The organism is Synechococcus sp. OH30, assembly GCF_047462175.1.
Classification (GTDB): Bacteria; Cyanobacteriota; Cyanobacteriia; order Thermostichales; family Thermostichaceae; genus Thermostichus.
The window spans coordinates 265453-288906 of sequence record NZ_JANSIP010000003.1 but is presented as its reverse complement, the minus strand read 5'-3'; the positions used below and the strand labels follow the sequence as shown (position 1 = coordinate 288906).

Genomic DNA, 23454 nt, shown 5'->3' with positions numbered 1-23454 from the left:
AGGGGCGACCCTCTGGAAAAATAGCTCGGTGCCAGCCCACCTACCCTCAGCCCCCACTAGGGGGATTCTTTTTCCCCCACCAACTCACCGCGGCGCTTGCAAAGAAGGAGAACTACCGCGCAAGAAGGGCTGTACTGCCACGAATCCCAATCCAAAAGATCCAACCACTAGGAGGATGGCTGCTGCCATCCACAGTAAGGGGGATCCCTGGGAGCTATGATGCTGCTCCCGTATCCGCTGATAAACTCCAGTGGAGGGGTGGAGATCTCGGCCTCCCGTCTCTTGTATCAACTCCTCCAGGCAGGGAACCTGGTAGCCGGCCTGGTGTGAAGGAGGCTCTGCTGGAGTTTCCTGACGGCGGTAGAGAGGAGAGGTAAAGGAGTAGGCTCGGCGGAGCAGATTGAAGGGGGGTGTAGCCAAACCTGGGGTAGGAGAGTAGCTGTTGCCAGGGAAGGAAGAAGTCTCCCTGGGGCCTTGGCGTTGCTTGAGGCGATCGAGAAAGTCGTAGGGAGAGGAGGTTGGGTTATCCCTTTGCCAAGGGGCTGCGGTAGTCCCCCCTTGGGAAGTAGCTGCTTGTTGGCTTGAGTCGGCAAGCTGCAGCTTAAGTTGCTGCAGACGCTTGAGGATCTGGTTCAGGTGCTCCTGAAACTCTTGCTCGAGGGCGGCAATTTCTCCAGACAACTGCTGCTGCAGGGCGCGCAAGTGCTGATTTTCTAGAGAGAGGCGGCTCATCTGCTGACGGGCAGACTCCAGCTCTTCAGCCGCTTGTTGATATACCCGGAGGGGTACCGTCCCTTTTCCCACCTCTAGGCCGGTAGGGGAAGGAAAGCAGTTGTTGCCTGGCAAACCACTGGAGTTGTCGTTGTGAGTTGCAGAGGGGCTAGAACCCCAAACGTCGTGTTGCATAGATAGCGTTGACAGTGAAAAGCTGTGAAAGTGAGGCCGCAAGGGATCACCCGTAGATGTTGCTAGAGGGATCTCCTAAGGGTAGGGCTAAACACCGCTTACCCCCCTGCCTTAGCCCTAGGCTTGGTGCAGGCAGAGATTGCTACCCCAAGCATAGCGCCAAGCTTTGCCAATGGGAGGTGGGGGAGAGCATTTTTTTAGCGCTATTTTGGGAGCCCTTCTGAGGTGAGGGAGTTCTGCAGAAGGCGCTCTAGATCCTGGCGTGGCGGTTGCTCCAGCTGCTCTAACTGTTCCAACTCGTTAGCGAAGTCTTTGATGTCTCGAAAGCGGCGATACACCGAGGCGAAGCGCAGGTAGGCTACCTCGCTCAAGTGCCGCAGCCGCTCCAAAACCATCTCGCCAATGCGGAGGGTGGTTACCTCCTGCACATCTTCTAATTGGAGTCTCTCTTCAATCTCGTTAACCAACTCTTCCATCTGCTTGAGGGTCACAGGGGTTTTCTGACAGGCGCGCATCACCCCCTGCAAGATCTTGTTGCGGTTAAAGCTCTCCCGGGATCCATCCCGTTTAATGACCATGATGGGCATGAATTCAATGCGCTCATAGGTGGTGAAGCGATAGCCACAGGACATGCATTCCCGCCGCCGCCGCACGCTTTGGCCACCTTCTGCCGAACGGGACTCTAAAACGCGAATTTCTTGCTTGCCGCAGCGGGGACATTTCATGACGTGGGCTCCTTGAACCAAGTAGCACAGAAAGGGAAGGTGCTCCAATTTTAGCCAGACGGCTGGTCCAGGGAGTTGCTCCTAGGCCAGGGATCCCACCAAGCGGCAGCTTGCGCTTGGATTTGGGCTTTTAGCTCCGGCTGCAAGCGATCCAGGTGGGCCAATACCCATTTCATCCTCCCTAGGGGGGTCAAGAGGGGGCGGTGGCGCAAGAGGAAATCCCAATAGAAGGTATTAAAGGGACAGGCGCGTTCGCCAACCTTTTCGCTGGGATTGTAGCGGCAATGGCGGCAGTAGTCACTCATTCTGCGGATGTACTGGGCAGAGGCCGCGTAGGGTTTGGTGGAAAGCATGCCCCCGTCGGCAAAAAGGCCCATGCCGATGACGTTGGGCTGCATCACCCAGTCGTAGCTGTCGATGAAGACGTCGTGAAACCACGCTTCCACTGCCTGGGGTTGGATGCCGCTGATGAGGGCAAAATTGCTGAGCACCATCAGCCGCTGGATGTGGTGGGCATAGCCGTGGCGGCGAATTTGCCCTAGGGTGTGCCGTAGGCAGGCCATGTCGGTTTCGCCCGTCCAAAAAAAGTCCGGCAGGGGGCGGTGGTGGCCAAAGAAGTTCTTCTGGGCATAGCCCTGGGGCATCTGGTATTCGTAGAAGCCGCGCAGGTATTCCCGCCAGCCCAGGATCTGACGGATGAAGCCTTCCGCCGAAGGAAGAGGGATCCCGCCGCGATGGTAGGCCTGTTCGGCGGCGGCGAGGACTTCTTGGGGGGTGAGAAGCCCAAGATTGAGGTAGGGAGAAAGGAGGGAGTGGTAGAGGAAGTCCTCCCCAGCCTGCATGGCATCTTGCCAGGGACCGAAATGGGGCAGGCGGTGCTGGATAAAGTCTTCGAGCACCTGCAGGGCTTGGGCACGGGTGACTGCCCAGCCAAAGCCCTCTAGGGATCCAAAGTGGTGGCCGTAACGTCGCCGCACTTTCTCCATCACCGCTTGCGTGATGGCGTCGGGAGGAAACCTCAGAGGAGGTGGGTAGCGCCGGCCAGGCTGAGGAGGCTGCCGGTTTTCCCGGTCGTAGTTCCAGCGCCCGCCCAGGGGTTGGGAGCCGTCCATGAGGAGGCGGAAGCGTCTGCGCCCTTGGCGGTAAAAGTCTTCCAGAAGCAGGCGCTTGCGGCCTGAGGCCCAGTCGATAAACTGGGAGGCTGTCCAGAGGAAGTGGTTATTTTCCAAGACCAGGAGGGGGCAGGGGAGAGCGGATCTCAGCTTTTCCACCTCCGCTCGGACGGGAATGTCGGCAGGCTGCATGAGGCGGATTTGTTGTAATTGATGTTGCCTGGCCCAGGCCTGCAGGGGTTCAGCAGAGTCCTCGGCTTCCACATAGGTAACGGGGTGGCCGCGCTGTTGCAATTCTTGGGCAAAGTGACGCATGGCTGACCACACCAGCACCAACTTCTGCTGGTGATGGTTGCGGGAGCTGGCCCAAGCGTGGGATTCGATAAAAAGGATGGGGACGCGGTGGGGAGGTAGGGTTGAGAGGGAGGCAAGGGCAGCTTGCTGGGGGTGCAGTTGGTCGGGGAGGATCCAGACACCTGTGGGGCCAGAGGGTGGAAGGGTCATGGGGGGGGGAATATCGCGGCCTCGAGGATCTCTAAGGGCAGCCCAAGTTGAGTGTAGCGCCAGGAAACAGGGCTGAGGCCATGAAGACGACCTCCAGTTGGCTAGCGGCAGCAAGAGGGGGGTTGGGGATCCCCTTTCTCCCCGCCTGGGCGGGCCTGGGGATGGTGGCCCTACTGCTGTTGCTGGTTTGGAACTGGACGGATCCCCTGCCGCCAGCCTGGGATGAGGCGCAGCACCTGTTGCAGGCCCAGGCATTTGGGGATCACCTGCGGCGGTTTCGCTGGGAAGGGGTGTGGTGGCAGCAGTTTTTGCACTTAAACCAGCGCTACCCACCTCTGGCCTATTGGCTGGGGATCCCGTTGGCCGCTTTGCACCCCTTTAGCCGTGCCGATGGGCAGTTGCTCAATTGGGTGTTGCTGGGGATCCTGACCCTGGCAACCCAGCGGCTGGGCCAGCGGATTTACCACTCTCAGGAGGTGGGCTGGTTGGCGGCAGCGCTGCTCCTCCTTTACCCAGGGATCGCGGCTCTGGCCCATGTCTACATGTTGGAGCTGCCGCTGCTGGTGGCGGTGACGCTGGCTTTTTGGGCGCTCTGGGCCTACGGGGAGGAACCGTCCTGGTGGGGGGCGATGGGGGTGGGGGCGGGGGTGGCGGCGGTGTTGCTGGCCAAGTGGACAGGGGTGCTGTTTTTGCTGCCGCCACTGCTGGCTGTGCCCCTGGGGGTGAAGCTCCCTTGGCCGGTGCGGCTGGCCCACCTGGCGCTGGGGATGGGGGTGACGCTGCTCTTGTGCTGGCCCTGGTATGGAGCCAATTGGCTGTTTGTCTTCAGCAACGGCTGGGCCTATGCCGAGACTGCCCATTACTACGTCACCTGCCCAGCGGGATCCCTCTGCTGGTGGACAGCCTACTTGCGCGTTTTGCCCCTGCAGATGAGCCCTTTTTTGTGCCCCTTGCCGCTGCTTTCGCTCTGGGGATCCCCAAGCCGGCGGGAGACTCTCCTGTGGGGCCTCTACGGCTCGGGCTACTTGCTCTACACCCTGGTAGCCATTAAGGATGTGCGCTTTACGCTGCCGCTGTTGCCCCTGCTGGCCATCCTATCAGCGGGTGGGCTGGACAAAGGCTGGCGGTGGCTGGGGGCGCGCTGGGGGCAAAGGGCACTGCGGCAGGGAGTTGGCCTGAGCCTAGCCTTGGGATCCCTGGCCCTGCTCAACCTGGGGCAGCCCCTCACCCCTGGCGTGGCCCCTCTCTGGAAGGGGATCCAAATGCACTGGCAGGGGCAGCACCCCCAGCAGGAGCTGACGCGGTGGATTGGATCCCTGGTGCAGCCAGGTTTGGCCACCACCCTAGGCGTTCTTCCCAACACTGAGCTGGTTTCGTCCGAGACGCTCAGCTACCTGGCGGCTCTGCAGCGCTGGCCCATTACCTTCCGGGGGGCTGGCCAGACTCCCTGGCCGGAGCTGGAGCTGGTGCTCTTGGATGGGTTTGTGGATGCGGCAGGGGAGCAGGGAATTGTCGGCCCCTACGGTCCAGCTAAGGAGCAAATTCGGCAACTCCTAGACAAGAGTCCGGACTGGCAGCAAGAGCATTTTGATCTACAAGCGGTGGGCCGGTTGTACACCTACTTCCCCACCCAGCCCAGGGTTGTGCTGCAAGAGGTGCCTGCTCCAGTAGAGGAAGTGGAGCTGCTGCAGCTCAAGGTCTTCCCAGAGGAAGGGATCCCGGCCTGGCGCCTGCGCTGGCAGGGCCCGGCCCAAGACTTAGCCCAAACGCTAGTCTGGGCGCGCCTGGAAGGTCCCCAGGGGCAGGTCTTGGCCAAGCGGGCTTGGGTGGTGGGGCAAAACCGCCTGCAGCCCCACACCCCCGGCAGTTGGCAGGTGGAGGAAATCTTGGCCTGGCCAGAGCTGGCTGCAAAAGAAGGGATCCTCCACCTGGAGTGGCAACCTCCCCAGGGAGGGCGCCGGTCTTTCAGTCAGCCCTGGAAGGGATCCCACGGCGGGGAAGGAGGATCCCCTGTCAGTCTAGGAGATCCCCTCTTTCCTCTGCGGCAGGCAGCCCAAGCGGCTGCACGGGGAGATCTAGAAGCCCTGTCCCTTTACCTCAACGCCTGGACGACGTTGCAGTACCAGACTTTCCTCACCGATCCGGATCGGGTCGTGATCCGCCAACTCTTGGAAGGGGAGCGAAGGGGGGCAGCGGGGCAGAGGGAGCAAGAGATACAAAGCTACTACGAGCTGGCGCTGCTGGAGGTGGCCCTATTGCGGCCACAAGCAGCCCAGCGGCACTTTGAACAGATTGTCGAGTTGGATCCCCAGGACAACTGGGCACGCGCCTACTTGGCGTTTTTACGGATCTTTTTTACCCATGATTTTCAGAACCTCCAGGGATTGCAACAGGAGCTGGTGAATGCTTTTCATCCCCTCTGCCAGAAAGCAGATGATTTGGATTGGGATCTAAAGGGGATCTGTGCTGTTTTTTTGCCAGAAAATCCATCTCCATTCGAGGAACCTGAGCCAGCAGGAAATCAGCAAAAGTCTTAGCCACCACCGAAAGGTGCTTGGAGCGCAAATAGACCAAATACCAAAACCCCTGGATGGGAAACTCCTCCACATCCAAAATGGCCAAATGCTGTTGCCATCCCCCTAGAGCCAACACGTGCTGGGACAAAACCGAAATCCCTAACCCGCCGATAACACCTTGGCGAATGGCTTCGCTGCTGCCTATTTCCATGCGAATGTTGAGCTTTAGGTTGTGCTTGCCAAAGAGCCGCTCCACCGCCATGCGGGTGCCGGAACCCGGCTCGCGGACCAAGAAGGGCTCTTGGGCAATGCGGGCCAAAGGGATCCGCTTCTGGCCCACCAAGGGGTGGTGAATGGGGGCTATCACCACCAAGGGATTTTCCAGAAAAGGCTGGGCTACCACATCCAGATCCTCCGGCGGCATCCCCATCACATAGAGATCGTCCATGTTGCTACTTAGCCGCTCCAGAACTTGCTGCCGGTTCAGCACCTTTAGGGATACATCGATACCGGGATACTGCTGACAAAACGCCCCCAGCAGGCGAGGAATAAAGTACTTGGCAGTGGTGACAACCCCAATGCTCAGCCGTCCCTGTTTTAATCCCTTCAGGTCGGCGAGGGTCATTTCCAATTCATTCAACTGCTCAAAGATTTTCTGGCAAGTCTGGTACAGAGCCCGGCCGGCTTCTGTAAGATAGAGCCGCTTGCCTACCTGCTCAAACAGAGGCAGCCCCACGACTTTACTGAGCTGCTTGATCTGCATTGAAATCGTGGGCTGGGTCAGGTACAACTCCTCGGCAGCGCGGGTAAAGCTTAGGTGACGGGCAGCAACCTCGAAGATTTGCAGCTGGTGTAGCGTGATACTCTTCATGAGAGGATTAGGAGAGTACAATGACTTGCTCTTGAATCATAAACCAGGATCTATGAGCCCTCAATCCAAAGGGGCTAACCCACTCCTCTCTGGAGGGAAGAAGAAGACCATCAAGGATTGGCCAAGGGTCACTCCTCAGAGGGGAACTTGAGGATCTGGCGCTGACGCATCCCTTGCCAGCGCTGGATGAGGTTGCTGTCGATGCCAAACTGATCCAACGCCTTTACCACGACAAAGTCCACCAAATCTAGGATGGTGCGTGGCTGGTGGTACCAGGCCGGAATGGCTGGAACAATGCGTGCCCCCGCCTCTGCCAGGGTGGTCAGGTTGCGCAGGTGAATTAGGCTAAAGGGGGTTTCCCGCGGCACGATGACCAGGCGGCGACCTTCCTTGAGCTGCACATCGGCAGCCCGCTCCAGCAGATCCGAACTCAAGCCGGCAGCTAGCTTGGCCACCGTGCCCATGCTGCAAGGGATCACCAACATCCCCTGGGTGCGGTAGGAGCCGCTGGCAATGGCTGCCCCTAAATCTTGCCAGCGGTAACAGACCAGGGAGCCGCCCTCGCTTTCAGCCTGCTGTCGCCAAAATTGGGCCTGCTGCTGGGGATCCGCCGGTAGGGGCACTCCCTGCTCTCCTTGCCACACCTGGTAGGCGGCCCTGGAGACCACGACTTCGACGCGGTAATCCAGGCTCAGCAGAACGTGCAGGGCGCGCACGGCGTAGAGCATCCCCGAGGCGCCCGATATACCCAGGATGATCGGTTGGGAGGAGTTCAAGGGTTAGGTCAGGAAAGCCTTCTGCTTAAGTTAAGTTTATCGACTGCCCAGATCCCCCGTTCTAAGCCTTGGGCTGGGCAATGTCAAACTCGGCATCATAGTCGAAGTCCTCATCTTCCTCAACCCACTCGTCCTCCAGTCTCTCGTCCTCTTCCAGCTCCGCCAGGGGGAGCTTCTCAGGGTACTCCTCTTCCACTTCCAGAGCAGCCTGCTTTTCCCGCCGTCGGAAGCGTTCCAAAGCAGCTGGCGTGATGAAGGGATAGGGCAGTCCTTGGACCTGCGCCTCTTCCAGAGCCGCTCGGTAGCTCTCCACTTCTTTGATGTCAATTTTCCAGCCAGTGAGGCGGGCAGCCAGACGGACATTTTGCCCCTCTTTGCCAATGGCTAGGCTAAGCTGGTCACTGGTTACCAGCACGTGGGCCTGTTGGATCTCCGGATCCACCAAGCGTACTTCCACCACCTTGGCCGGACTGAGGGCGTTGGCAATGTAGGTAGCCGGATCCGGCGACCAGCGGATAACGTCAATTTTCTCGTTGCGCAGCTCCGCCACCACCGCCTGGATGCGGGATCCCTTTGCGCCAATGCAGGCCCCCACCGGATCCACATCTCGCTCTAGGGTATCGACGGCAATCTTGGTGCGCGGCCCCACGTTGCGGGAAGGGGGGTTGGCCTCTCGGGCCACTGCCACGATGCGCACGATGTCCTCTTCAATCTCTGGCACCTCATTGGCGAATAGGTTGACCACTAGGCCAGCATCAGCCCGGGAAACCAAAAGCTGGGGCCCCCTTCGGGATCCCTCATAGACCTTTTTGAGATAGACCTTCATCACGGCGTTAGGGACGTAGCGGTCACTGGCCAGCTGCTCCTTCTTGGGTAGCTCGGCTTCCACCTCGGGCCGCCCAAAACCGCTAGATACTGCCATGATCACCGTCTGCCCTTCTGTGCGCAGCACCCGCGCCTGCAACACCGTTTTTTCCAGGTCGCGAAACTCCTCCTGGATATGGCGGCGCTGCTGGTCGCGCAACCTCTGGGCCAGCACCTGCTTGGTTTGGATAGCTGCCATGCGGCCAAACTCCGCCTGTTGGGGGGTGACGTCGTTGGTGACTTCCCAGCCAACTTCGGCTTCTGGGTAATCCTGCCGGACCTCGTACAGCGAGATCTCGTGATCCGGGTCCCGTACCTGCTCGACGATAGTTTTGGTGGCCAAAATGCGGAAGCCCCCTGCTTCCACATCCAGCTCCACCTCGAAGTTGCGGAAGTGGTCTTCTGGGAAAACGACGTCCCGCTGAATGGTCTTGCGGTAGCGTTCGTAGCCCTTGAGCAGCGCCTCTCGCAGGGCTTCAGTAACCACGTGGCGGGGCAAGTTGCGCTCCCGCGAGATCATCTCCACCATTTCTGCCAAACCTGGCAGAGGCACCATTGCCATAGACTGTCCTCCTGAAAGAATCCAACTGACTCTGGCTGTTGCTCCGCCATTTGCAGGGGAAAAGCAAGGGTCCAGCCGACAGCTCTACGACCTCACTCGGTTTCCGCCTCAGAAAGGACAACCCGCTGCACCAAGGCGCGGGGCAACTGGACGCGTCGCCCTTTGAGGGAGAGGATAACCTTCTCCTCATCCCGACCCACCAGCTGCCCTGCCCAGAGGGTTTTGCCCTTGTAGGGGGGATCTACTGTCACCTCCACCGCAAACCCTTTAAAAACTGTAAAGTCGCGGTCACTGAGCAGGAGGTTGCTGATACCCGGGCTGGAGACCTCCAGGATGTAGTGCCCAGGGATGAGATCCACCCGATCCAGCTCCACTTCCAGGGCTTGGCTCATGACTTCGCAATCGGCATGGCTGGTTTCCTGCTCTGGGTTCAAGGGGCGGATATCTACCCGCAGAACTGGCGGATACTGGTTTGTTTGAAAAACCAGCTGCACCAGTTGGTACCCCAGTCGCGCGGCCAGAGGACGGGCCAAGCTCTCCAACTGTGGAATCAGAGGATGAACCATAGCCAACTTTCGCTAACTCAGTAAACAGCCAGAGGCCAGCCTCTTGGAGGAGCTGGTAGGGAGAATCTTCCCTAGAAAAAGCAAAAAAGTGGGCACAACCCACTCCCCGGTTCTTTCACGGAGCTTTCCCGGGAAAGGCCTACTCCCCCTCCTGAGCTCGGCAGGCTTTTTCCCTAGGACCATTCTAGGCGATCTCATCCAATTCTGCCATTGGGATCCCCGAGGCCAGATCTGCAAAAGGGCAACCTCTATAATGTGGACAGCCCCGTATGTGCCCAACCCTCCACGGGGGGGAATTTCTCATGACAGTTGCCTTTTCCTATCCCATCTTTGGCCCTAGCATCCAGTGCCCCCACTGTGGGCAGACGATTGCGGCCCTCACCCTGACCGATACCTACCTCTGCCATCGCCACGGCGCTTTTGAGGCAGACCCTGAGCAGGAGGAGCTGATCCACCTCCAGTCAGGGCGGCGTTGGCGCCTCTGGGAAGGCCGCTGGTATCGTCAACACACCCACGCCGATGGGATTCGCTTTGAGATCCACGAGGAGCTGGATCGCCTGCGCATGCAGGGAATGCGGGCCACCCAGGTCATTGTAGCCGAGCGCTACCGTCCCCTCCTCACCCCCTACCTGGAGCAGGGATCCCAGCGTCGCCCCGGCCCCCCTCGCCTCTACGGCTTGCCGGTCAGCTTTAGCTCCCAGCTCCCCGAAGGGGCAGGCGGCTCCCCGCAGCGCTGGCGAGTGATTAACTTTGAGCTAATCTATGAGCCAGATCCTGCTGTGCGGCAGCTGCAGTCCCAGCTGCAGCTCTGTGACTAAGCTGAAGCAAGGCATTTCCCCCTTCCAGGCAGAATGGATTGGTTCCAGCGGCTCGGCAGCAGTTTTCTTCTGGCTGGTCAGGTGACCCTGCACCTCCTACAGGGCCGTATCCATCGCCGCAACACTCTAGAGCAACTGGCAGCAGTGGGGTTGGAGTCGCTGCTAATTGTCCTGATTACGGCGGTGGTGATTAGCGGCGTTTTCACCATCCAGGTAGCTCGAGAATTCCTCAACTTTGGGGCCTCTTCTCTAGTGGGGGGGGTTTTGGCCATTGCCCTTGCCCGCGAGCTGACGCCAGTGGTAACGGCGGTAATTCTAGCCGGACGAGTGGGGTCTGCCTTTGCTGCTGAGCTGGGCACGATGAAGGTAACTGAACAGATCGACGCCCTTTACCTGTTGCGCACTGATCCGGTGGACTACTTGGTGATCCCACGGGTGTTGGCAGCGGGGCTGATGCTGCCGGTGCTCGCCATCCTCTCCCTCCTGACGGGGCTGCTTGGGGGAATGGTCATCTGCGCTTCGGTTTACAACATTTCTTCTTCCGTCTTCCTGACCTCGGCCCAGACCCTCCTCAATGCTTGGGATTTAATTGTCTGCTGCTTGAAGGCGATGGTGTTCGGCGCTCTCATTGCCATCGTCGGCTCCAGCTGGGGCCTTTCCACGAGCGGGGGGGCCAAGGGGGTGGGGCGCTCCACCACCGATGCAGTGGTGACGGCGTTGCTGGGAGTGTTTGTAACCAACTTCCTTATCTCTTGGCTGGCCTTTCAGGGGCCAGGCAGCGCTCTTGGCCGCGTGCTGTAGCCCCTCTTTAGCGGCCTCGCTGCTGGCGCGAGCGGTTGAGCAGGGGAAATCCTATCACCGCAACTAAGGTTACCAAGATGATCACGGTGGAGAGGGCGTTGATCTCGGGCGTTACCCCCCGCCGCGCCATGCTGTAGATCAGAATGGGCAGAGTCTGGCTTTCGGGGCCACTGGTGAAAAAGGAGATAACAAAGTCATCTATCGAAAGGGTAAAGCTCAGCAAAGCGGCAGCTAGGATCCCTGGCATGGCCAACGGCAGGGTAACGTGGCGCAGCTTTTGCCAGGTGTTGGCGTAGAGGTCGTAGGCAGCTTCTTCCAAGGCGGGATCCAGAAGCTGGAGGCGGCTGCGCACCACAATGGCCACAAAGGCAATCTGAAACGTAATGTGAGCCACGATCATCGTTCCCAGGCCCAGCTCAAACCAGCCAGTGTAGGCGCGCACTAGCTGGTAAAACAGCAGCAGCCCAACGGCCATCACAATATCGGGGATGGCTACCGGCAACAGCAGCAGCCCTTGCACCATCGTTTTGGCGGGGAAATGATAGCGGTAGAGGCCGTAGCCCAACAGGGATCCCAGTAGGGTGCTAACTAGGGTGCTGACCCCCGCCAAGACAACGGTATTTTGCATTGCCTGCCAGATGGCAGCATTGCGAAAGAGAGCCAGGTACCAATCGAAGGTAAAGCCCGTCCACACCAGGCCAAAGCGGGCGCGGTTAAAGGAATAGATGGCAATGAGCAAAATCGGCAGGTAGAGAAAGCCGTAGGTAGCATAGCTCACACCCTGCAGCCAGATGCGTCTCTTCACCAATCCGCTCTCCCTGCAGCCTTTAGGCCCGTTCATCTACCCCTTAAGTCTACAGGCATCTCCCCTGCGGCAGACCGTGCCCTGCCTAGAGCTGTCCGTTGGGGGAAGCCGGAGGGGAGGTGGGGCCTACTCCTGAGATCTGCTTAGGCCCTCCAGAAACTCTCGCAGCAAAGGCAGAACTTGCTCGGCATGGAGAGCAGGAATAGCGTGGCTGGCCCCTGGCAGGATCCGGAGCTGGGCGCCAGGGATCCCCGCGGCATAGGTCTGGCAGTGCCAAAGGGGAATGGTCTCGTCCCGCTCGGCGGCCACCACCAGGGTGGGAACCTGAATGGCCTGCAGCTGACGCTCGACCGTATCGAGAGCCGCTTGGGGGCGCAGCCGCTGGCGGAGAAATTGGCGGGCCACCGGCTGTTGGCGCAGGGATCCCCGCAGCCACAGCAGCCAAGCCAGCTTCTGTTCCCAGCGTCCCCAGTGAGCCAAGGGGATGGCAGCCCGCAGCAGCCTATCAACCCAGGCGCCTTCCCGCAGCAAAAGTCGTAGGTGGCGGTAGCGTTTGACAAAGCTGTCGTCGCGGATCCCGGCAGGCGCCAGCAAGACCAACCCCCGCAGGGGGTAGCGGATGGCATAGGCTGCCGCCACCCACCCCCCAAAAGAATGACCCACCAATACGGGCTTGGGCAAACCCAGCGCCTGGACAAACCCCCGCACAAACTCCACTTCGGTGGCAATATCGTAGCGCAGGGCTGGTTGGCTGGACTGTCCAAACCCCAGTAAATCCAGGGCAAGGCAGTGGTACTGTTCGCCCAGTCCCTGCATCAGCGGCCACCAGTTGGCGTGGGTGGCCATGAAGCCATGTAAAAACAGCAGGGGGGGTTCCCCTTCTCCCCACTCCCGATAGGCAGCCCAGCAGGACTCTGCTCCCGCAATCTTGAGTCCCTCCAACTTCACCCTCTGCAGCGGTATTTCTTGAATGCAGGCCCTTAACTCCGCCAAACGCCGCGCCAAGGGCAGTCGTTCCAACAGCTCCTGCTCTTTCATCCGCTTCGATCCCCCTGAGCCGCTTGGAAAACGCTACACCTCAAGCCAGCAACTGCAGGTAGCGCGGAGGCGTTTTTAGCCAGTCCTGGTAGCCCAGCAAACCCTCGCGGAAGCGGGTGGCTGCTTGCGACTGGTAGCGCTCAGGGTTGTAGGCTAGCCAAAGGGTGCGCCGTATCTGCAGCCCTTCCACCTCTAGCTTGCGCAGCCGCCCCTGCTCCAGGTCAGATCCCACGGCCACCATTGACAGAAAGGCCACCCCTAAGCCTGCCTGGATGGCATTTTTAATGGCCTCAATTGAACTGAGCTCTAGGCGCACCTGCAACTGGGCAGGGTTAATGCCGTGGCGACTGAGGGCTCGGTCGATAGTCTGCCGCGTGGAGGACTGGGGATCCAGGGTAATAAAAGGCAGCGTCACCAGCTCTGTTAGGGCAGCAGCGGCAGGGGTGCAGCCGGGGGCACCAACCAACACGTATTCATCTTCCGCCACCGCGATTACCTTCAAATGCTGCTGCAACTCAAACGGGATTTCCCCCCCAACTACGGCCAGATCCAAGCGCCCGTCGACCAGCTTTTGAGCAATTCGCCGAGTGGATTGCACCAAAAGTTGCACAGCTATGCCGGGGTAGCAGCGGTGGTACTGGGCAATCAAAAAAGGCATCACATAGGTGCCTACCGTTTGGCTAGCCCCCAACACCAAGCGCCCCCTTCCCATCTCCCGCACCTCTGCCAGCGCCTGAACGGCCTCCCGGCAAAGCTTGAGGATGCGCTCGCTGTACTGCAGCAACACTTGTCCCGCATCCGTCAGCTCCACCCTACGCCCGCCCCGGTCAAACAGCATTACCCCCAGCTGGCGCTCTAGGTTCTGCACTTGTAAGCTAACCGCTGGCTGGGAGATAAACAGACTGTCAGCCGCCCGGCGAAAACTTCCCTCCTGGGCAATGGCCTGGAGAATGAGAAGCTGATCTAGGGTAAACGGCAATCCATCGGCCATAGAGAACTCCAAATGCCGGCGTGGATCCTCTAAGAACCTGGCTGTCGGCGCCAAGAGCCCCCTCGAGATCCCACTATATGCGACCCATAAGCCAGAGTAATCAGTGGCTAGGGCAGGTAAATAGCCGCCCTCTGTTTGGCAAAGAAACTCCTAGCGGGGGCCATAGGGCGCCCAATAGCCGCGACCTTGTTGCTTTGCGGCATTGGCGGCTTCCCTGAGAATAGGTCCGTACTTGAGGCCATCCGTTTGCTGGGCTAGCAGGCCATGCCCCAAAAACAGCATCTCCTGGTTGATGAGGGTATGGGCCCGCCAGACGTAGGCAGGCAGGGTCGGCCCAGGAGCCAGGGTTGGATCCAACTCCAAGAACACCTCGCGCTCCAGCAAAGTTGTCTGCAGGTATTGGCCGGCGTTGTCGATTGGCAAGGGGGTTTGCCCCCGCAGCTTCGTCCAAGTGGGGTTGATCCCCGCCGGCAAGGGATCAACCCCAATCAGCTGCACTAGCCGCACCTGCAAGTCCCCTTCGATTTGCACAGCCAGGGTGTTGGAGTTCACTATCCGAAGGACTTCTGCCCGTTTGAGGCTGCGCAGATCAGGGCGGGCCACCAGGGTCAAGGCCCAGCCAGGACAGGCCACAACCAGCAAGGGCACAGCCAGCAGGCTGCTCAGCCAACGCCGTCCCTGGGACTTGGAGCGGTGGGGAACTGACTTTACCCGTTGCAGGGCAGATTTGACGAGAGAAAGGGATCGCATGGTCGGCTTTGCCTTTCACACTGCTCTTCACCGCCAGCCAGGGGTGGCTCACCTCGTTACTTTACAAAAAACAGGGGCCAAGGGGTCAGCTTGGCAGGATTTGCTGCCGTTCCCCTGGGCCAGGCCAGAGGGCATTGACCAGCACGGTCACCAAGCCCAGCCGGTTGCCTGCCAGAATATCCGTCCAGAGGCGATCGCCCACTATGGCTACCGCCTCCACCGGCAAGCCCATTTGCGCCACAGCTCGCCGCAGGGCGCGCCGTGAGGGTTTGCCCGCCCTGTGAATGAAAGGGAGGTTTAAGCTCTCGCCAATTTGCCGAATCCGGTTGCCGTTGAGGTTGTTGCTCACCAGCCAAATTTGAAAGTGGGGGCGCAACTGCTCTAGCCAAGCAGCTACTGCTGGATCCACCTCAGTCTGACGGATCGGCACCAGCGTGTCGTCCACATCAAAGATAATGCCCCTCACCTGCCAAGCCCGCAGCTCTTCCGCCCGCAGCTGCAGGACAGTGCCCTTCACAACCACATCCGGCTGCAGCAGCTTAAACCAAGGCTTGCGGACCATCTTTCTAGGGACCTGTTGGCGAGGGGGGCTGGGAGAGCTGGCTAAGAATTTGCCGTTGGGCCGCCTCGTGCTCCGCTAGGGTTTTGCTGAAAACGTGGGTGCCATCGTAGCGGGCCACAAAATAGAGGTAGTCAGTCTCCTCAGGCTCCAAAACCGCCTTCAGGCTGGCCAGCCCAGGGTTGGCAATGGGGCCGGGAGGCAGGCCGCGGTTAAGGTAGGTGTTGTAGGGGGAGGGGGTGCGCACCTCGGCGAGGGTAAGACGGCGCGTCGGCGTTTGCCGGATGTTGAGGGCATATTCTACGGTTGGGTCGGCAGCCAGGGGCATTCCCGCTTTGAGGCGGTTCAAAAAGACGCCTGCAATTAGGGCGCGCTCTTCTGGCACTACAGCCTCCCGCTCCACAATGCTGGCCAGGGTGACCCATTCGTGCAACGAGAGAGGGGTGACGTGCTGCCGAAACAGGGGCAGGGCCACCGTGGCAAAGCGCTGCAGCATCGCGTTGATGACTAGCTCAGCCTTCTGGCGATCCGGCAGGGATCCCTCCAGCTGCTCAGCGGGGAAGAAATAGGTGTCGGGGAAGAGGTAGCCTTCTAGGGAGCTGAGGTTGGGAGGCAGCCAATCCAGGGGAGGGATCACGCGAGCCGTAGCAATGAAAACCTCAGCTGACACCCAGTTGCGCTCCGCCAAAGCCTCTGCAATTTGTTGAATCCGCCAGCCCTCCGGGATGGTGAGCCGCCGCTGCAGAATGCGGCCCTGCCGCAGTTGCTGAGCCACTGCCAGCATGTCTTGGTTGGGATCCAGAGCGTAGGTGCCTGCCTGAAACACCCAGTTGCGCCCAAAGGTGCGGCTCCACAGCTCCCAGGCTAGAGCCGAGCGGATCACTCCCGCCTGCTGGAGTTGTCTCCCAATCTGGCGGCTACTGCTGCCCGGCTGAATCGTCACTTGGATTGGCTCTAAACCCCCTACTGGCTGGAGCCAGGTCTGCCATCGCCAGTAGCCCAATCCTGCTGCCAGCACTAGCAGAACCATCAAGCTCTGGCAAAGGCGCTGCCCAGCCACTCGGGGTGCCCTAGCGCTTTGCCTAGCAGAGAGGGGATCCCGGTGAAGCCAATCTGTCATCTTCCAATGGCGTAAACTCTAGGCGCTGGCGTGAGCGTTGGGTTGACATCCTCCCTGCCCTGAGAGGTGGGAAGAGTACCCCGTTCTCTGGTTGTTGGCAGCAAAACCATCGTACGTGCTATCTGCTCTGCCTGCACCAGCGGCGCGAAGCGCTGGGACTCTTGCCCCTTTTGCTCATGACTTCTCCTGCTGGCAAACAGGGATGCCGTTGCTTCCAGAACCCCTTTGGCCAATCCAGGTGCCAATGGGCTCCCCCTGCACTGCACGGTAAATGTTGCCAGGAGTGGTCAGGTCAAAGACAACGATAGGGAGTTGATTTTCCTTGCAGAGGGCAATGGCAGTACTATCCATCACCCGCAGATCGCGGGTCAACACCTCTTGGTAGCTAAGGACATCGTAGCGGCGAGCCTGAGGGTGAGTTTTGGGATCTGCATCGTAAACCCCGTCCACCTTGGTAGCTTTGAAAATGACTTCTGCCTCGATCTCGGCTGCCCGCAAGGCGGCCGTGGTGTCAGTGGTAAAAAAGGGGTTGCCGGAGCCTGCCCCGAAAATCACCACTCGCCCTTTTTCCAGGTGACGAATAGCACGGCGACGAATGTAAGGCTCGGCCACCTCCTGCATGGCAATGGCCGTCTGCACTCGCGTCGGGATCCCGGCCCGCTCGATGGCATCCTGCAAGGCCAGGGCGTTGATGACAGTGGCCAACATGCCCACGTAGTCCGCAGAGGCTTGATCCATTCCCTGGGCAGCCGCCTCTTGGCGCCCGCGCCAGATGTTGCCCCCTCCCACCACGATGGCCACCTGGACCCCGGCTTGCACTACCGCGGCTACCTCGTTGGCAATGAAGTTCAAAACTTTGGGGTCGATCCCATAGGAACGCTCCCCCATCAGGGCTTCGCCACTTAGCTTCAGGAGAATCCGTCGGTATTTCATACTCGTCCGCTCCAGCCCACCCCTGCAATACAATAGCAGGTTTGCGCGGCTAGCTCCCTGGGCAGCGTCCAGGCTGCCACCCAGAGGGCAGAGCGCTCCTAGGGTAGGGCCGTTCCAAGCCTCTTAGCTGCCGGCAGCTAGGGATTCTCCCAGCAAGCCTAGGCCAATCAGCACAAACCCCACGCCGGCCAAGGTTTTCATCCAACGCGGGGGGATAAGCCGCGCCACCCAGGCCCCTGCCCAAACCCCGATAAAGCTGGTGCTAATGAGGGCAGCGGCAGCCCCACAAAAGATCACCGTTAGGTCTTGCGAGCGGGCACTGAGGAGCAGGGTAGCCAATTGGGTTTTGTCGCCCATTTCGGCCAGCAGGATTGAGCCAAAGCTGACCAGAGCAGCCCGACTGGCTATTTGCCTGAGGGAAAAAGAGGAGGCCTGGCTACTGTTTTCTTGGTTCACCACGTTCCTTGGCTGATCCTCCGAACTTGGGGGTGGTTGTCTAGAAAAGCTAGCCCTGGCGAAGGTGAGCACCCTGCCATTCTCGCCACAGCACGTAGACTCCAATCATCAGAAAACCCACACCCGCCAACCATTCTATCCAGGCTGCCGGGATCACCTGACCCAGCCACCCCCCCAACAATACGCTGAGCAAACTGGCGGTAACCAGGGCACTGGCCGAGCCCAAGAAAATTGCCCAGGGAGACTGGGATTGGGCGCTTAGAAGCAAGGTTGCCAACTGAGTCTTGTCGCCCATTTCCGCCACAAAAACGGTTAAAAAGGTTACCAGCCACAGTTGCAGCGGCGATCCCTCCGCCAAGTTGTTCTCAGGAGCAAAGCTTACAAGAGGCGGCGGCAGGGCTAACCCCAAGGTACTTAGCCCCAACTGCTCCAGCCAAAAGCGCAGTAAAGCCATAGCCTCCGCCTCTGCAACCGCCCTCACTTAGCTTAGCGCCAGCTTACTGCATCGCCTAGCCGCTTAGCTTCCTGGCAGCCCCGCGGAGAGTAAGATAGAAAGAGGGGATCCACTTTACCGGCGCGCTATGACCACCACCCTTGAAGTACCTAAGCGAGGCTTACCCGTCACCATCATCACCGGCTTCCTGGGGAGTGGGAAAACCACCCTCTTAAACCACATCCTCAGGAATCAAAAGGGGATGCGCACGGCGGTACTGGTCAACGAATTTGGCGAGATTGGCATCGACGGCGAGCTGATTGTCTCCAGCGAAGAAGACCTTGTAGAGCTCAACAACGGCTGCATCTGCTGCACCATCCGCGATGACATTGTCGAGAGCGTGCTGCGCCTGATGGAGCGCTCCGACAAAATCGACTACCTGGTGGTGGAGACCACAGGGCTGGCGGATCCCTTGCCGGTTGCCCTCACCTTTTTGGGGCCAGAACTGCGGGATCTAACACGACTGGACTCGATCATCACCCTTGTGGATGCCAGTAACTTCGCCCCTGACCTATTTGACAGCGACGTCGCCTACAGCCAAATTGCCTATGGAGACGTCATCCTCCTCAACAAAATCGACCTGGTCGAGCCGGCAGAGGTCGAGCGCTTGGAAAAACGCATCCGCGAGATCAAGGAAGATGCCCGCATCTTGCGCACGGTCAACAGTGTTGTTCCCCTAGAGCTCATCCTGGATACGGATCTGTTTCAGTCCAGCTCCCTGCCCCAGCAGGAGACTCACGGCACTGAGCCTGAGCACGACCCCGAACACGGCCACGAGCATGACCACTCGCACCGCAGCCACATCGAGGCCGATGGCTTTAACTCCCTCTCCTTTGAGAGTGATCGGCCTTTTTCTCTAGATGCCTTCCAAAACTTTCTCAATGAGTTGCCCGAGGCGGTCTTTCGAGCCAAAGGGATCCTGTGGTTTGAAGAAAGCCCAGAGCGGTATATCTTCCACCTCAGCGGTCGACGCTACACCCTCAGTAGCGATGAGTGGCCTCGCCAGCCCAAAAACCAGTTGGTGCTCATCGGCCAGCACCTCGATACGGTCAAGCTGCGGCAAAAGTTGGAAGCCTGTCTTGTCCCTGCCCCCGTCCAGGGCTAAGGGCTGGGTGGCAGCCTAGGAAGAGTTAGGCCCTGCTCCCGAGCAGCCTCCCAAGGGGGGCCTCGAGAGAGGCCATTCCACCTATGTCCGACATCTTTGTGATGATCCGCAACCAGGCCAACAACGCCCTCGCTTCTATTGAGGGGATCCCTTTTGTCGCCTTCTTGGAACAGGAGGGGAAACAGATTGCGGAAGAAACCATCGAGTTAATCTACGCCGATGCCGGCTTTGATGACCTGCCTATTGGAAAGTACACTGTGGGAGTACGGCACGAGCGAGTGGAACCGCCAAGAGCCACCTGCCCAGTTGCCATCAGGACAGTCGACGAAGTTGTTTTGGTAACATTTACTTACCTTGAGCCGGAGCGGGTGCTGCTGAACACCCAAGTTTCTGTGGAAAAAAGGCTGTAGCCTCCTGCTCCCCCAAAGCTGGCAGCTATCGAAGGGAGCACCCTACCCTATCTTCACGGGGGTGTCTGGATCCCGGCCCTGACGCTACAAGGACAAGGCTTGTCCCGCTCCGCACCCCCAGGGCAGGAGACTCTTACTCCCACTCAATGGTGGCCGGCGGCTTGGAGGTGATGTCGTAAACCACACGGTTGACGCCTGGCACCTCGTTGACAATGCGGTTGGAGATGGTGGCCAAGAGGTCGTAGGGCACCCTGGCCCAGTCCGCTGTCATGCCATCTTCGCTGGTTACCAATCGCACGACCACTGGGCAAGCGTAGGTGCGCTTGTCCCCCATTACCCCCACTGAGCGCACCTCCGGCAGCAACACAGCAAAGGCCTGCCAGAGCTGGGAGTAGTAGCCAGAGCGGTTGATCTCCTGGCGGACAATCATGTCGGCCTCACGCAGGATCTCCAAGCGCTCCTTGGTAACCTCCCCTACAATGCGGATGGCCAATCCCGGTCCTGGGAAGGGATGGCGGCCAACAATTTCTTCCGGCAAACCCAAGGAGCGGGCCAGTTGCCGCACTTCGTCTTTGAAGAGCTTGCGCAAAGGTTCTACCAGCTTAAAGCGCAGATTTTCTGGCAGGCCACCGACGTTGTGGTGGCTTTTGATCTTGACAGCGATGCGCTCTCCAGTCACCGGATCCACGTTGGTGTTGGCCGACTCGATGACATCGGGGTAGAGGGTGCCCTGGGCTAGGTACTCGAAGGGGCCTAGCCGCTGGGATTCTTCCTCAAAGACGCGAATGAACTCTGCCCCAATGCGCTTGCGTTTTTCTTCCGGGTCGGTGACTCCCTTCAACTGTTGGAGGAAGCGCTCCTGGCCATCTACGTAGTGAACGGGGATGTGAAATTGTTCCTGGAAAAGACGCAGCAGCCGCTGCGGCTCGCCCTTGCGCATGAACCCTTGGTCGATAAACACGCAGGTGAGCTGGTCGCCGATGGCCTTGTGCAGCAAAAAAGCCAGGGTGGAGCTGTCCACCCCCCCAGAAAGGGCCAGCAACACCCTTTTGTTGCCCACCTGGGCGCGAACCTCACGAATTGCTTGCTCCAAAAAGGCTTCCGTGGTCCAGGTGGGCTCGCAGCCACAGATGTGATAGACAAAATTGCGGATCAAGAAGGCGCCGCCCTCGGAGTGGGCCACTTCTGGGTGAAATTGCACTCCGTACAGACGGCGAACGGGATCGGCAATGGCGGCAAAGGGGGTATTGTCCGTGGCAGCCAGGGTGTGAAAGCCTGGCGGCAACTCAGTAACCGCATCCCCATGGCTCATCCACATAATGCTGTTTTCCGGCAAGTTGGTGAGCAGGTTGGTGGGATCCAAAATGTGGAGGGCAGCACGGCCATATTCGCCTTTTTGGGCTGGCTCCACCCTGCCCCCCAACTGTTGCACCATGAGCTGCATGCCGTAGCACACGCCCAGGATGGGGATCCCCAACTTCCAGATCTCAGGGTCACAAGTAGGAGCGCCCGGCTCATAGACCGAGTTGGGTCCGCCGGAGAGGATAATGCCTTGGGGCCGCAGTTGCCGCAGTTGTTGAGCAGTGGTGCGATAGGAAAGGATTTCCGAATAGACGTGGGTTTCGCGAATACGGCGGGCAATCAGCTCCGAGTACTGGGAGCCAAAATCAAGAATGACGATCATCGGGCACTGTCGGAAGGGAGGAGAGAAGCAGAAGAGACCCCCAAGCCTCACCCAGGGCCGGAGAGAAAGCAGGGCCAAAACTTGGCTGTGGATAAGAAACGTTAAGTATCCTTCCATCGTAGCAGGAAGGCCTTTCTGGAAACAAACCGCGCCCCGGATCCCTGGAAAAGTTGGCCCCCGGCTAGGCAACCCTCCCCCTAGAGAAGTAGGCAGAATGATGATAGGGCTCCAAAGGAGTGGGTAGAGCGACAGGGGGCCCTAGTGTGTCCATGGTTGCCGAATCCTTCCAAACCTACCTACGTCGCCGCCGTCGTTTGCTGGCCCGCCGTTTCAAGCACCAGCAGGGATGGGTTGTGGTTTTGGCTCTCTTGGCCTTGTACTTGCTCAGTTGGGATGTACTGGGCAAGAATAAACTGCTGCCGCTGCCGTGGTTAGTGGCGATCCCGCTGCTGGGGGGAGGGCTCTACAGCCTAGGGGCCGCGATGATCTGGAGACTGCGCCAGCGCTGGTCTACCCAGCTTTTGGCCGAGATGATTAGCTTGCCCCATTTGGCTTTGGCCGCCCTGATCTGGCTGGGGCTGGCTACTTGGGGAGAGCAGCTTTCCCCTTTCCTACTAGGCCAAAGAAACCAACTGTTGGCCGGCCTGGTGATTAGTTGGCTGGTGGCCCAGGGGTGGAGTTTTCTGCGTCCCACCTCGATGGGGGAGGTGGGACAACTGTGGGCCGATTACCTGCAGGAGTTGCGGGCTTCCCTGTTACAGCCCTGCTACCGCCGCCTGGAGGCCTGTCGCCAGGCGTTGCAGCTCTACCAGGCTATTTGGCAAGACCTACAACTGGAAGAGCTGGAAGCCCAGCACCTGATCCAATTGCTGTCTGAATCCCTGCTGCCGCTGACCTTACCCCTCAAAGTCTACGCCCAACGGGTTCACCACTGTTGTCAGCAGCTAGCAGCCCTGCTGGCGCGGATGCAAGAGCAGGTCGAGCGGCTGGAGCAGGTGCTTTTGGAGGTGGAACTGGAGTTGGCCTCCCGTCAGCCCTTCCCGGCGCAGTCGCAACCCATTAACCTCTGGCTGGAGGAGGGGATCCCCTATCAGGAGCTGGATTTGCAGGAGCTGGTTTGCTTGAATCAGGAACTGGTGGGGGCGGATCGCTCTTTGCAGGGCTTAACCCAGGAACTCAAGGGTTGGGCCGAAAAAGCCATCCCTGCTGCCTTGAAGCTGGGCCTGCCAGGATGACCAAAGCCAAGCAGACCCCCCTGTTCCCACCGGAGCCCCCAGATCTCAAAGCGCTGTGGGCAAGGTGGCTGGCAGATCTCGGTTGGCAACCCACGGAGCGCCAGCAACAGCAACTGCAGCAACTCTACCCCCTGGTGATGGCCGGCAACCGCACCCAAAACCTCACCCGCATCACCGACCCCATCGACTTCTGGGAAAAACACCTGTGGGACTCGCTGCGGGGCCTCTGCCTCCTGGGTCCCTGGGAGGTCATCCAAACCCAGCCCTGGCGGGGGATCGACGTTGGCACGGGAGCAGGCTTCCCAGGGATCCCAGCCCAAATTGCCCTACCCCAAGCCAGCTTTACCCTGCTAGATAGCACCCAGCGCAAGATTGCCTTTGTGCAAGGCGTTTTGCAGCAGCTTTCCCTCCCCCAGGCACGGCCAGTGGCTCAGCGGGCGGAAGTTTGGGGGCAAGACCCGCAGGAACGCGGCAGCTATGATCTGGCCCTAGCCAGGGCTCTAGCCGCCGCGGAGATCTGCGCCGAGTATTGTCTGCCCCTCCTCAAGGTGGGGGGACGCGCCATCCTCTACCGCGGCCATTGGACCCAGGCCGAAGCCCAAGTCCTGGAGCGGGCCCTCTCCCTTCTAGGAGGGAAATTGGTTCACGTTGAAGCCTTCACCACTCCCCACAGCCACAGCGTGCGCCACTGTCTGCTGCTAGAGAAAGTGGCCCCCACACCGGCTCTCTATCCCCGCCCGCCTGGCGTTCCCCAACGCCAACCCTTAGGGCGGAGCAAGCTTCCCCAAAGATGTCTGCAGAAAATCGAGGAGGGGGAGTTTGCAAATGCTGCTGCCAAGACTATGATGGTGGGG

Annotated in this window: 22 protein-coding genes and 1 pseudogene; 6 read left to right on the top strand and 17 right to left on the bottom strand. The window is 59.6% G+C overall.

The window, feature by feature from the left end; genetic code table 11:
- Nucleotides 1-84 precede the first annotated feature (84 nt).
- The 7 genes from NW830_RS05655 to rimP form a co-directional block, all read right to left on the bottom strand.
- The gene (locus NW830_RS05655) at nucleotides 85-906 is read right to left on the bottom strand and encodes a hypothetical protein (protein ID WP_414360096.1); all 822 of its coding nucleotides are present in this window, start codon (nucleotides 904-906) and stop codon (nucleotides 85-87) included.
- Nucleotides 907-1109: 203 nt separating this feature from the next.
- Nucleotides 1110-1631, bottom strand: a complete 522-nt coding sequence (nrdR, locus tag NW830_RS05650; protein WP_414360098.1) for a transcriptional regulator NrdR — start codon at nucleotides 1629-1631, stop codon at nucleotides 1110-1112.
- A 50-nt stretch (nucleotides 1632-1681) separates the two neighbouring features.
- Complete coding sequence (locus NW830_RS05645; protein WP_414360100.1) at nucleotides 1682-3247, bottom strand: cryptochrome/photolyase family protein; 1566 nt, start codon at nucleotides 3245-3247, stop codon at nucleotides 1682-1684.
- 2355 nt (nucleotides 3248-5602) lie between these two features.
- Nucleotides 5603-6634 carry a LysR substrate-binding domain-containing protein gene (locus NW830_RS05640; RefSeq protein WP_414360103.1) on the bottom strand — a complete coding sequence of 344 codons (1032 nt, stop codon included), beginning with the start codon at nucleotides 6632-6634 and terminating at the stop codon, nucleotides 5603-5605.
- 128 nt (nucleotides 6635-6762) lie between these two features.
- Nucleotides 6763-7410 carry a flavin prenyltransferase UbiX gene (locus NW830_RS05635; protein ID WP_414360105.1) on the bottom strand — a complete coding sequence of 216 codons (648 nt, stop codon included), beginning with the start codon at nucleotides 7408-7410 and terminating at the stop codon, nucleotides 6763-6765.
- 61 nt (nucleotides 7411-7471) lie between these two features.
- Entirely contained in the window at nucleotides 7472-8836 is a 1365-nt protein-coding gene (gene nusA / locus NW830_RS05630) for a transcription termination factor NusA (protein WP_414360108.1), read from the bottom strand.
- Nucleotides 8837-8928: 92 nt separating this feature from the next.
- A complete protein-coding gene (gene rimP, locus NW830_RS05625; protein ID WP_414360111.1) occupies nucleotides 8929-9402 on the bottom strand; it encodes a ribosome maturation factor RimP in 474 nt (157 codons plus the stop codon).
- A 302-nt stretch (nucleotides 9403-9704) separates the two neighbouring features.
- Here rimP and NW830_RS05620 point away from each other — a divergent pair, with 302 nt between their 5' ends.
- Nucleotides 9705-10220: a TIGR02652 family protein gene (locus NW830_RS05620; RefSeq protein ID WP_414360114.1), complete on the top strand. Its 516-nt coding sequence runs from the start codon at nucleotides 9705-9707 to the stop codon at nucleotides 10218-10220.
- A gap of 33 nt (nucleotides 10221-10253) precedes the next feature.
- Entirely contained in the window at nucleotides 10254-11021 is a 768-nt protein-coding gene (locus tag NW830_RS05615) for an MlaE family lipid ABC transporter permease subunit (RefSeq protein WP_414360116.1), read from the top strand.
- A gap of 7 nt (nucleotides 11022-11028) precedes the next feature.
- Here the strand turns inward: NW830_RS05615 and NW830_RS05610 are convergent, their stop codons facing one another.
- The 9 genes from NW830_RS05610 to NW830_RS05570 all read right to left on the bottom strand — a co-directional run bounded on the left by NW830_RS05610 (nucleotide 11029) and on the right by NW830_RS05570 (nucleotide 18127).
- A complete protein-coding gene (locus NW830_RS05610; protein ID WP_414360118.1) occupies nucleotides 11029-11826 on the bottom strand; it encodes an ABC transporter permease in 798 nt (265 codons plus the stop codon).
- 126 nt (nucleotides 11827-11952) lie between these two features.
- Nucleotides 11953-12864 carry an alpha/beta fold hydrolase gene (locus tag NW830_RS05605; protein ID WP_414360121.1) on the bottom strand — a complete coding sequence of 304 codons (912 nt, stop codon included), beginning with the start codon at nucleotides 12862-12864 and terminating at the stop codon, nucleotides 11953-11955.
- 40 nt (nucleotides 12865-12904) lie between these two features.
- Entirely contained in the window at nucleotides 12905-13855 is a 951-nt protein-coding gene (locus NW830_RS05600; protein WP_414360123.1) for a LysR substrate-binding domain-containing protein, read from the bottom strand.
- 150 nt (nucleotides 13856-14005) lie between these two features.
- Nucleotides 14006-14605 carry a thermonuclease family protein gene (locus NW830_RS05595; protein ID WP_414360125.1) on the bottom strand — a complete coding sequence of 200 codons (600 nt, stop codon included), beginning with the start codon at nucleotides 14603-14605 and terminating at the stop codon, nucleotides 14006-14008.
- Between the two features lie 85 nt (nucleotides 14606-14690).
- The gene (locus tag NW830_RS05590; protein WP_414360128.1) at nucleotides 14691-15167 is read right to left on the bottom strand and encodes a YqeG family HAD IIIA-type phosphatase; all 477 of its coding nucleotides are present in this window, start codon (nucleotides 15165-15167) and stop codon (nucleotides 14691-14693) included.
- A 4-nt stretch (nucleotides 15168-15171) separates the two neighbouring features.
- Complete coding sequence (mltG, locus tag NW830_RS05585) at nucleotides 15172-16194, bottom strand: endolytic transglycosylase MltG (RefSeq protein ID WP_414360795.1); 1023 nt, start codon at nucleotides 16192-16194, stop codon at nucleotides 15172-15174.
- A gap of 264 nt (nucleotides 16195-16458) precedes the next feature.
- Nucleotides 16459-17217, bottom strand: coding sequence for a UMP kinase (pyrH, locus tag NW830_RS05580; protein ID WP_414360130.1), 759 nt, complete (start codon nucleotides 17215-17217; stop codon nucleotides 16459-16461).
- Between the two features lie 123 nt (nucleotides 17218-17340).
- Nucleotides 17341-17673: a TMEM165/GDT1 family protein gene (locus NW830_RS05575; protein ID WP_414360133.1), complete on the bottom strand. Its 333-nt coding sequence runs from the start codon at nucleotides 17671-17673 to the stop codon at nucleotides 17341-17343.
- 49 nt (nucleotides 17674-17722) lie between these two features.
- Complete coding sequence (locus tag NW830_RS05570; RefSeq protein ID WP_414360136.1) at nucleotides 17723-18127, bottom strand: TMEM165/GDT1 family protein; 405 nt, start codon at nucleotides 18125-18127, stop codon at nucleotides 17723-17725.
- Between the two features lie 127 nt (nucleotides 18128-18254).
- Here NW830_RS05570 and NW830_RS05565 point away from each other — a divergent pair, with 127 nt between their 5' ends.
- Nucleotides 18255-19271 (top strand): CobW family GTP-binding protein, encoded by a 1017-nt coding sequence (locus NW830_RS05565; protein ID WP_414360138.1) that lies wholly within the window; start codon nucleotides 18255-18257, stop codon nucleotides 19269-19271.
- Between the two features lie 83 nt (nucleotides 19272-19354).
- A complete protein-coding gene (locus NW830_RS05560; protein ID WP_414360139.1) occupies nucleotides 19355-19681 on the top strand; it encodes a hypothetical protein in 327 nt (108 codons plus the stop codon).
- Nucleotides 19682-19814: 133 nt separating this feature from the next.
- Here the strand turns inward: NW830_RS05560 and guaA are convergent, their stop codons facing one another.
- Nucleotides 19815-21365, bottom strand: coding sequence for a glutamine-hydrolyzing GMP synthase (guaA, locus tag NW830_RS05555; RefSeq protein WP_414360141.1), 1551 nt, complete (start codon nucleotides 21363-21365; stop codon nucleotides 19815-19817).
- A 269-nt stretch (nucleotides 21366-21634) separates the two neighbouring features.
- Between guaA and NW830_RS05550 the strand changes: the two genes are divergently transcribed.
- Together NW830_RS05550 and rsmG are read left to right on the top strand one after the other, a co-directional pair.
- The gene (locus NW830_RS05550) at nucleotides 21635-22600 is read left to right on the top strand and encodes a hypothetical protein (protein ID WP_414360144.1); all 966 of its coding nucleotides are present in this window, start codon (nucleotides 21635-21637) and stop codon (nucleotides 22598-22600) included.
- Nucleotides 22597-23370, top strand: a pseudogene (gene rsmG, locus NW830_RS05545) (16S rRNA (guanine(527)-N(7))-methyltransferase RsmG); the annotation flags it as partial. The gene NW830_RS05550 and the pseudogene rsmG, both read left to right, overlap by 4 nt.
- Nucleotides 23371-23454: the final 84 nt, after the last annotated feature.

Excerpts from the sequence above, each read along its gene's own strand:
- NW830_RS05655 (WP_414360096.1), bottom strand. The coding sequence starts at position 906 with ATGCAACACGACGTTTGGGGTTCTAGCCCCTCTGCAACTCACAACGAC.
- nrdR (WP_414360098.1), bottom strand. The coding sequence starts at position 1,631 with ATGAAATGTCCCCGCTGCGGCAAGCAAGAAATTCGCGTTTTAGAGTCC.
- NW830_RS05645 (WP_414360100.1), bottom strand. The coding sequence starts at position 3,247 with ATGACCCTTCCACCCTCTGGCCCCACAGGTGTCTGGATCCTCCCCGAC.
- NW830_RS05640 (WP_414360103.1), bottom strand. The coding sequence starts at position 6,634 with ATGAAGAGTATCACGCTACACCAGCTGCAAATCTTCGAGGTTGCTGCC.
- nusA (WP_414360108.1), bottom strand. The coding sequence starts at position 8,836 with ATGGCAATGGTGCCTCTGCCAGGTTTGGCAGAAATGGTGGAGATGATC.
- rimP (WP_414360111.1), bottom strand. The coding sequence starts at position 9,402 with ATGGTTCATCCTCTGATTCCACAGTTGGAGAGCTTGGCCCGTCCTCTG.
- NW830_RS05620 (WP_414360114.1), top strand. The coding sequence starts at position 9,705 with ATGACAGTTGCCTTTTCCTATCCCATCTTTGGCCCTAGCATCCAGTGC.
- NW830_RS05615 (WP_414360116.1), top strand. The coding sequence starts at position 10,254 with ATGGATTGGTTCCAGCGGCTCGGCAGCAGTTTTCTTCTGGCTGGTCAG.
- NW830_RS05605 (WP_414360121.1), bottom strand. The coding sequence starts at position 12,864 with ATGAAAGAGCAGGAGCTGTTGGAACGACTGCCCTTGGCGCGGCGTTTG.
- NW830_RS05600 (WP_414360123.1), bottom strand. The coding sequence starts at position 13,855 with ATGGCCGATGGATTGCCGTTTACCCTAGATCAGCTTCTCATTCTCCAG.
- NW830_RS05595 (WP_414360125.1), bottom strand. The coding sequence starts at position 14,605 with ATGCGATCCCTTTCTCTCGTCAAATCTGCCCTGCAACGGGTAAAGTCA.
- NW830_RS05590 (WP_414360128.1), bottom strand. The coding sequence starts at position 15,167 with ATGGTCCGCAAGCCTTGGTTTAAGCTGCTGCAGCCGGATGTGGTTGTG.
- mltG (WP_414360795.1), bottom strand. The coding sequence starts at position 16,194 with ATGGTTCTGCTAGTGCTGGCAGCAGGATTGGGCTACTGGCGATGGCAG.
- pyrH (WP_414360130.1), bottom strand. The coding sequence starts at position 17,217 with ATGAAATACCGACGGATTCTCCTGAAGCTAAGTGGCGAAGCCCTGATG.
- NW830_RS05570 (WP_414360136.1), bottom strand. The coding sequence starts at position 18,127 with ATGGCTTTACTGCGCTTTTGGCTGGAGCAGTTGGGGCTAAGTACCTTG.
- NW830_RS05565 (WP_414360138.1), top strand. The coding sequence starts at position 18,255 with ATGACCACCACCCTTGAAGTACCTAAGCGAGGCTTACCCGTCACCATC.
- NW830_RS05560 (WP_414360139.1), top strand. The coding sequence starts at position 19,355 with ATGTCCGACATCTTTGTGATGATCCGCAACCAGGCCAACAACGCCCTC.
- guaA (WP_414360141.1), bottom strand. The coding sequence starts at position 21,365 with ATGATCGTCATTCTTGATTTTGGCTCCCAGTACTCGGAGCTGATTGCC.
- NW830_RS05550 (WP_414360144.1), top strand. The coding sequence starts at position 21,635 with ATGGTTGCCGAATCCTTCCAAACCTACCTACGTCGCCGCCGTCGTTTG.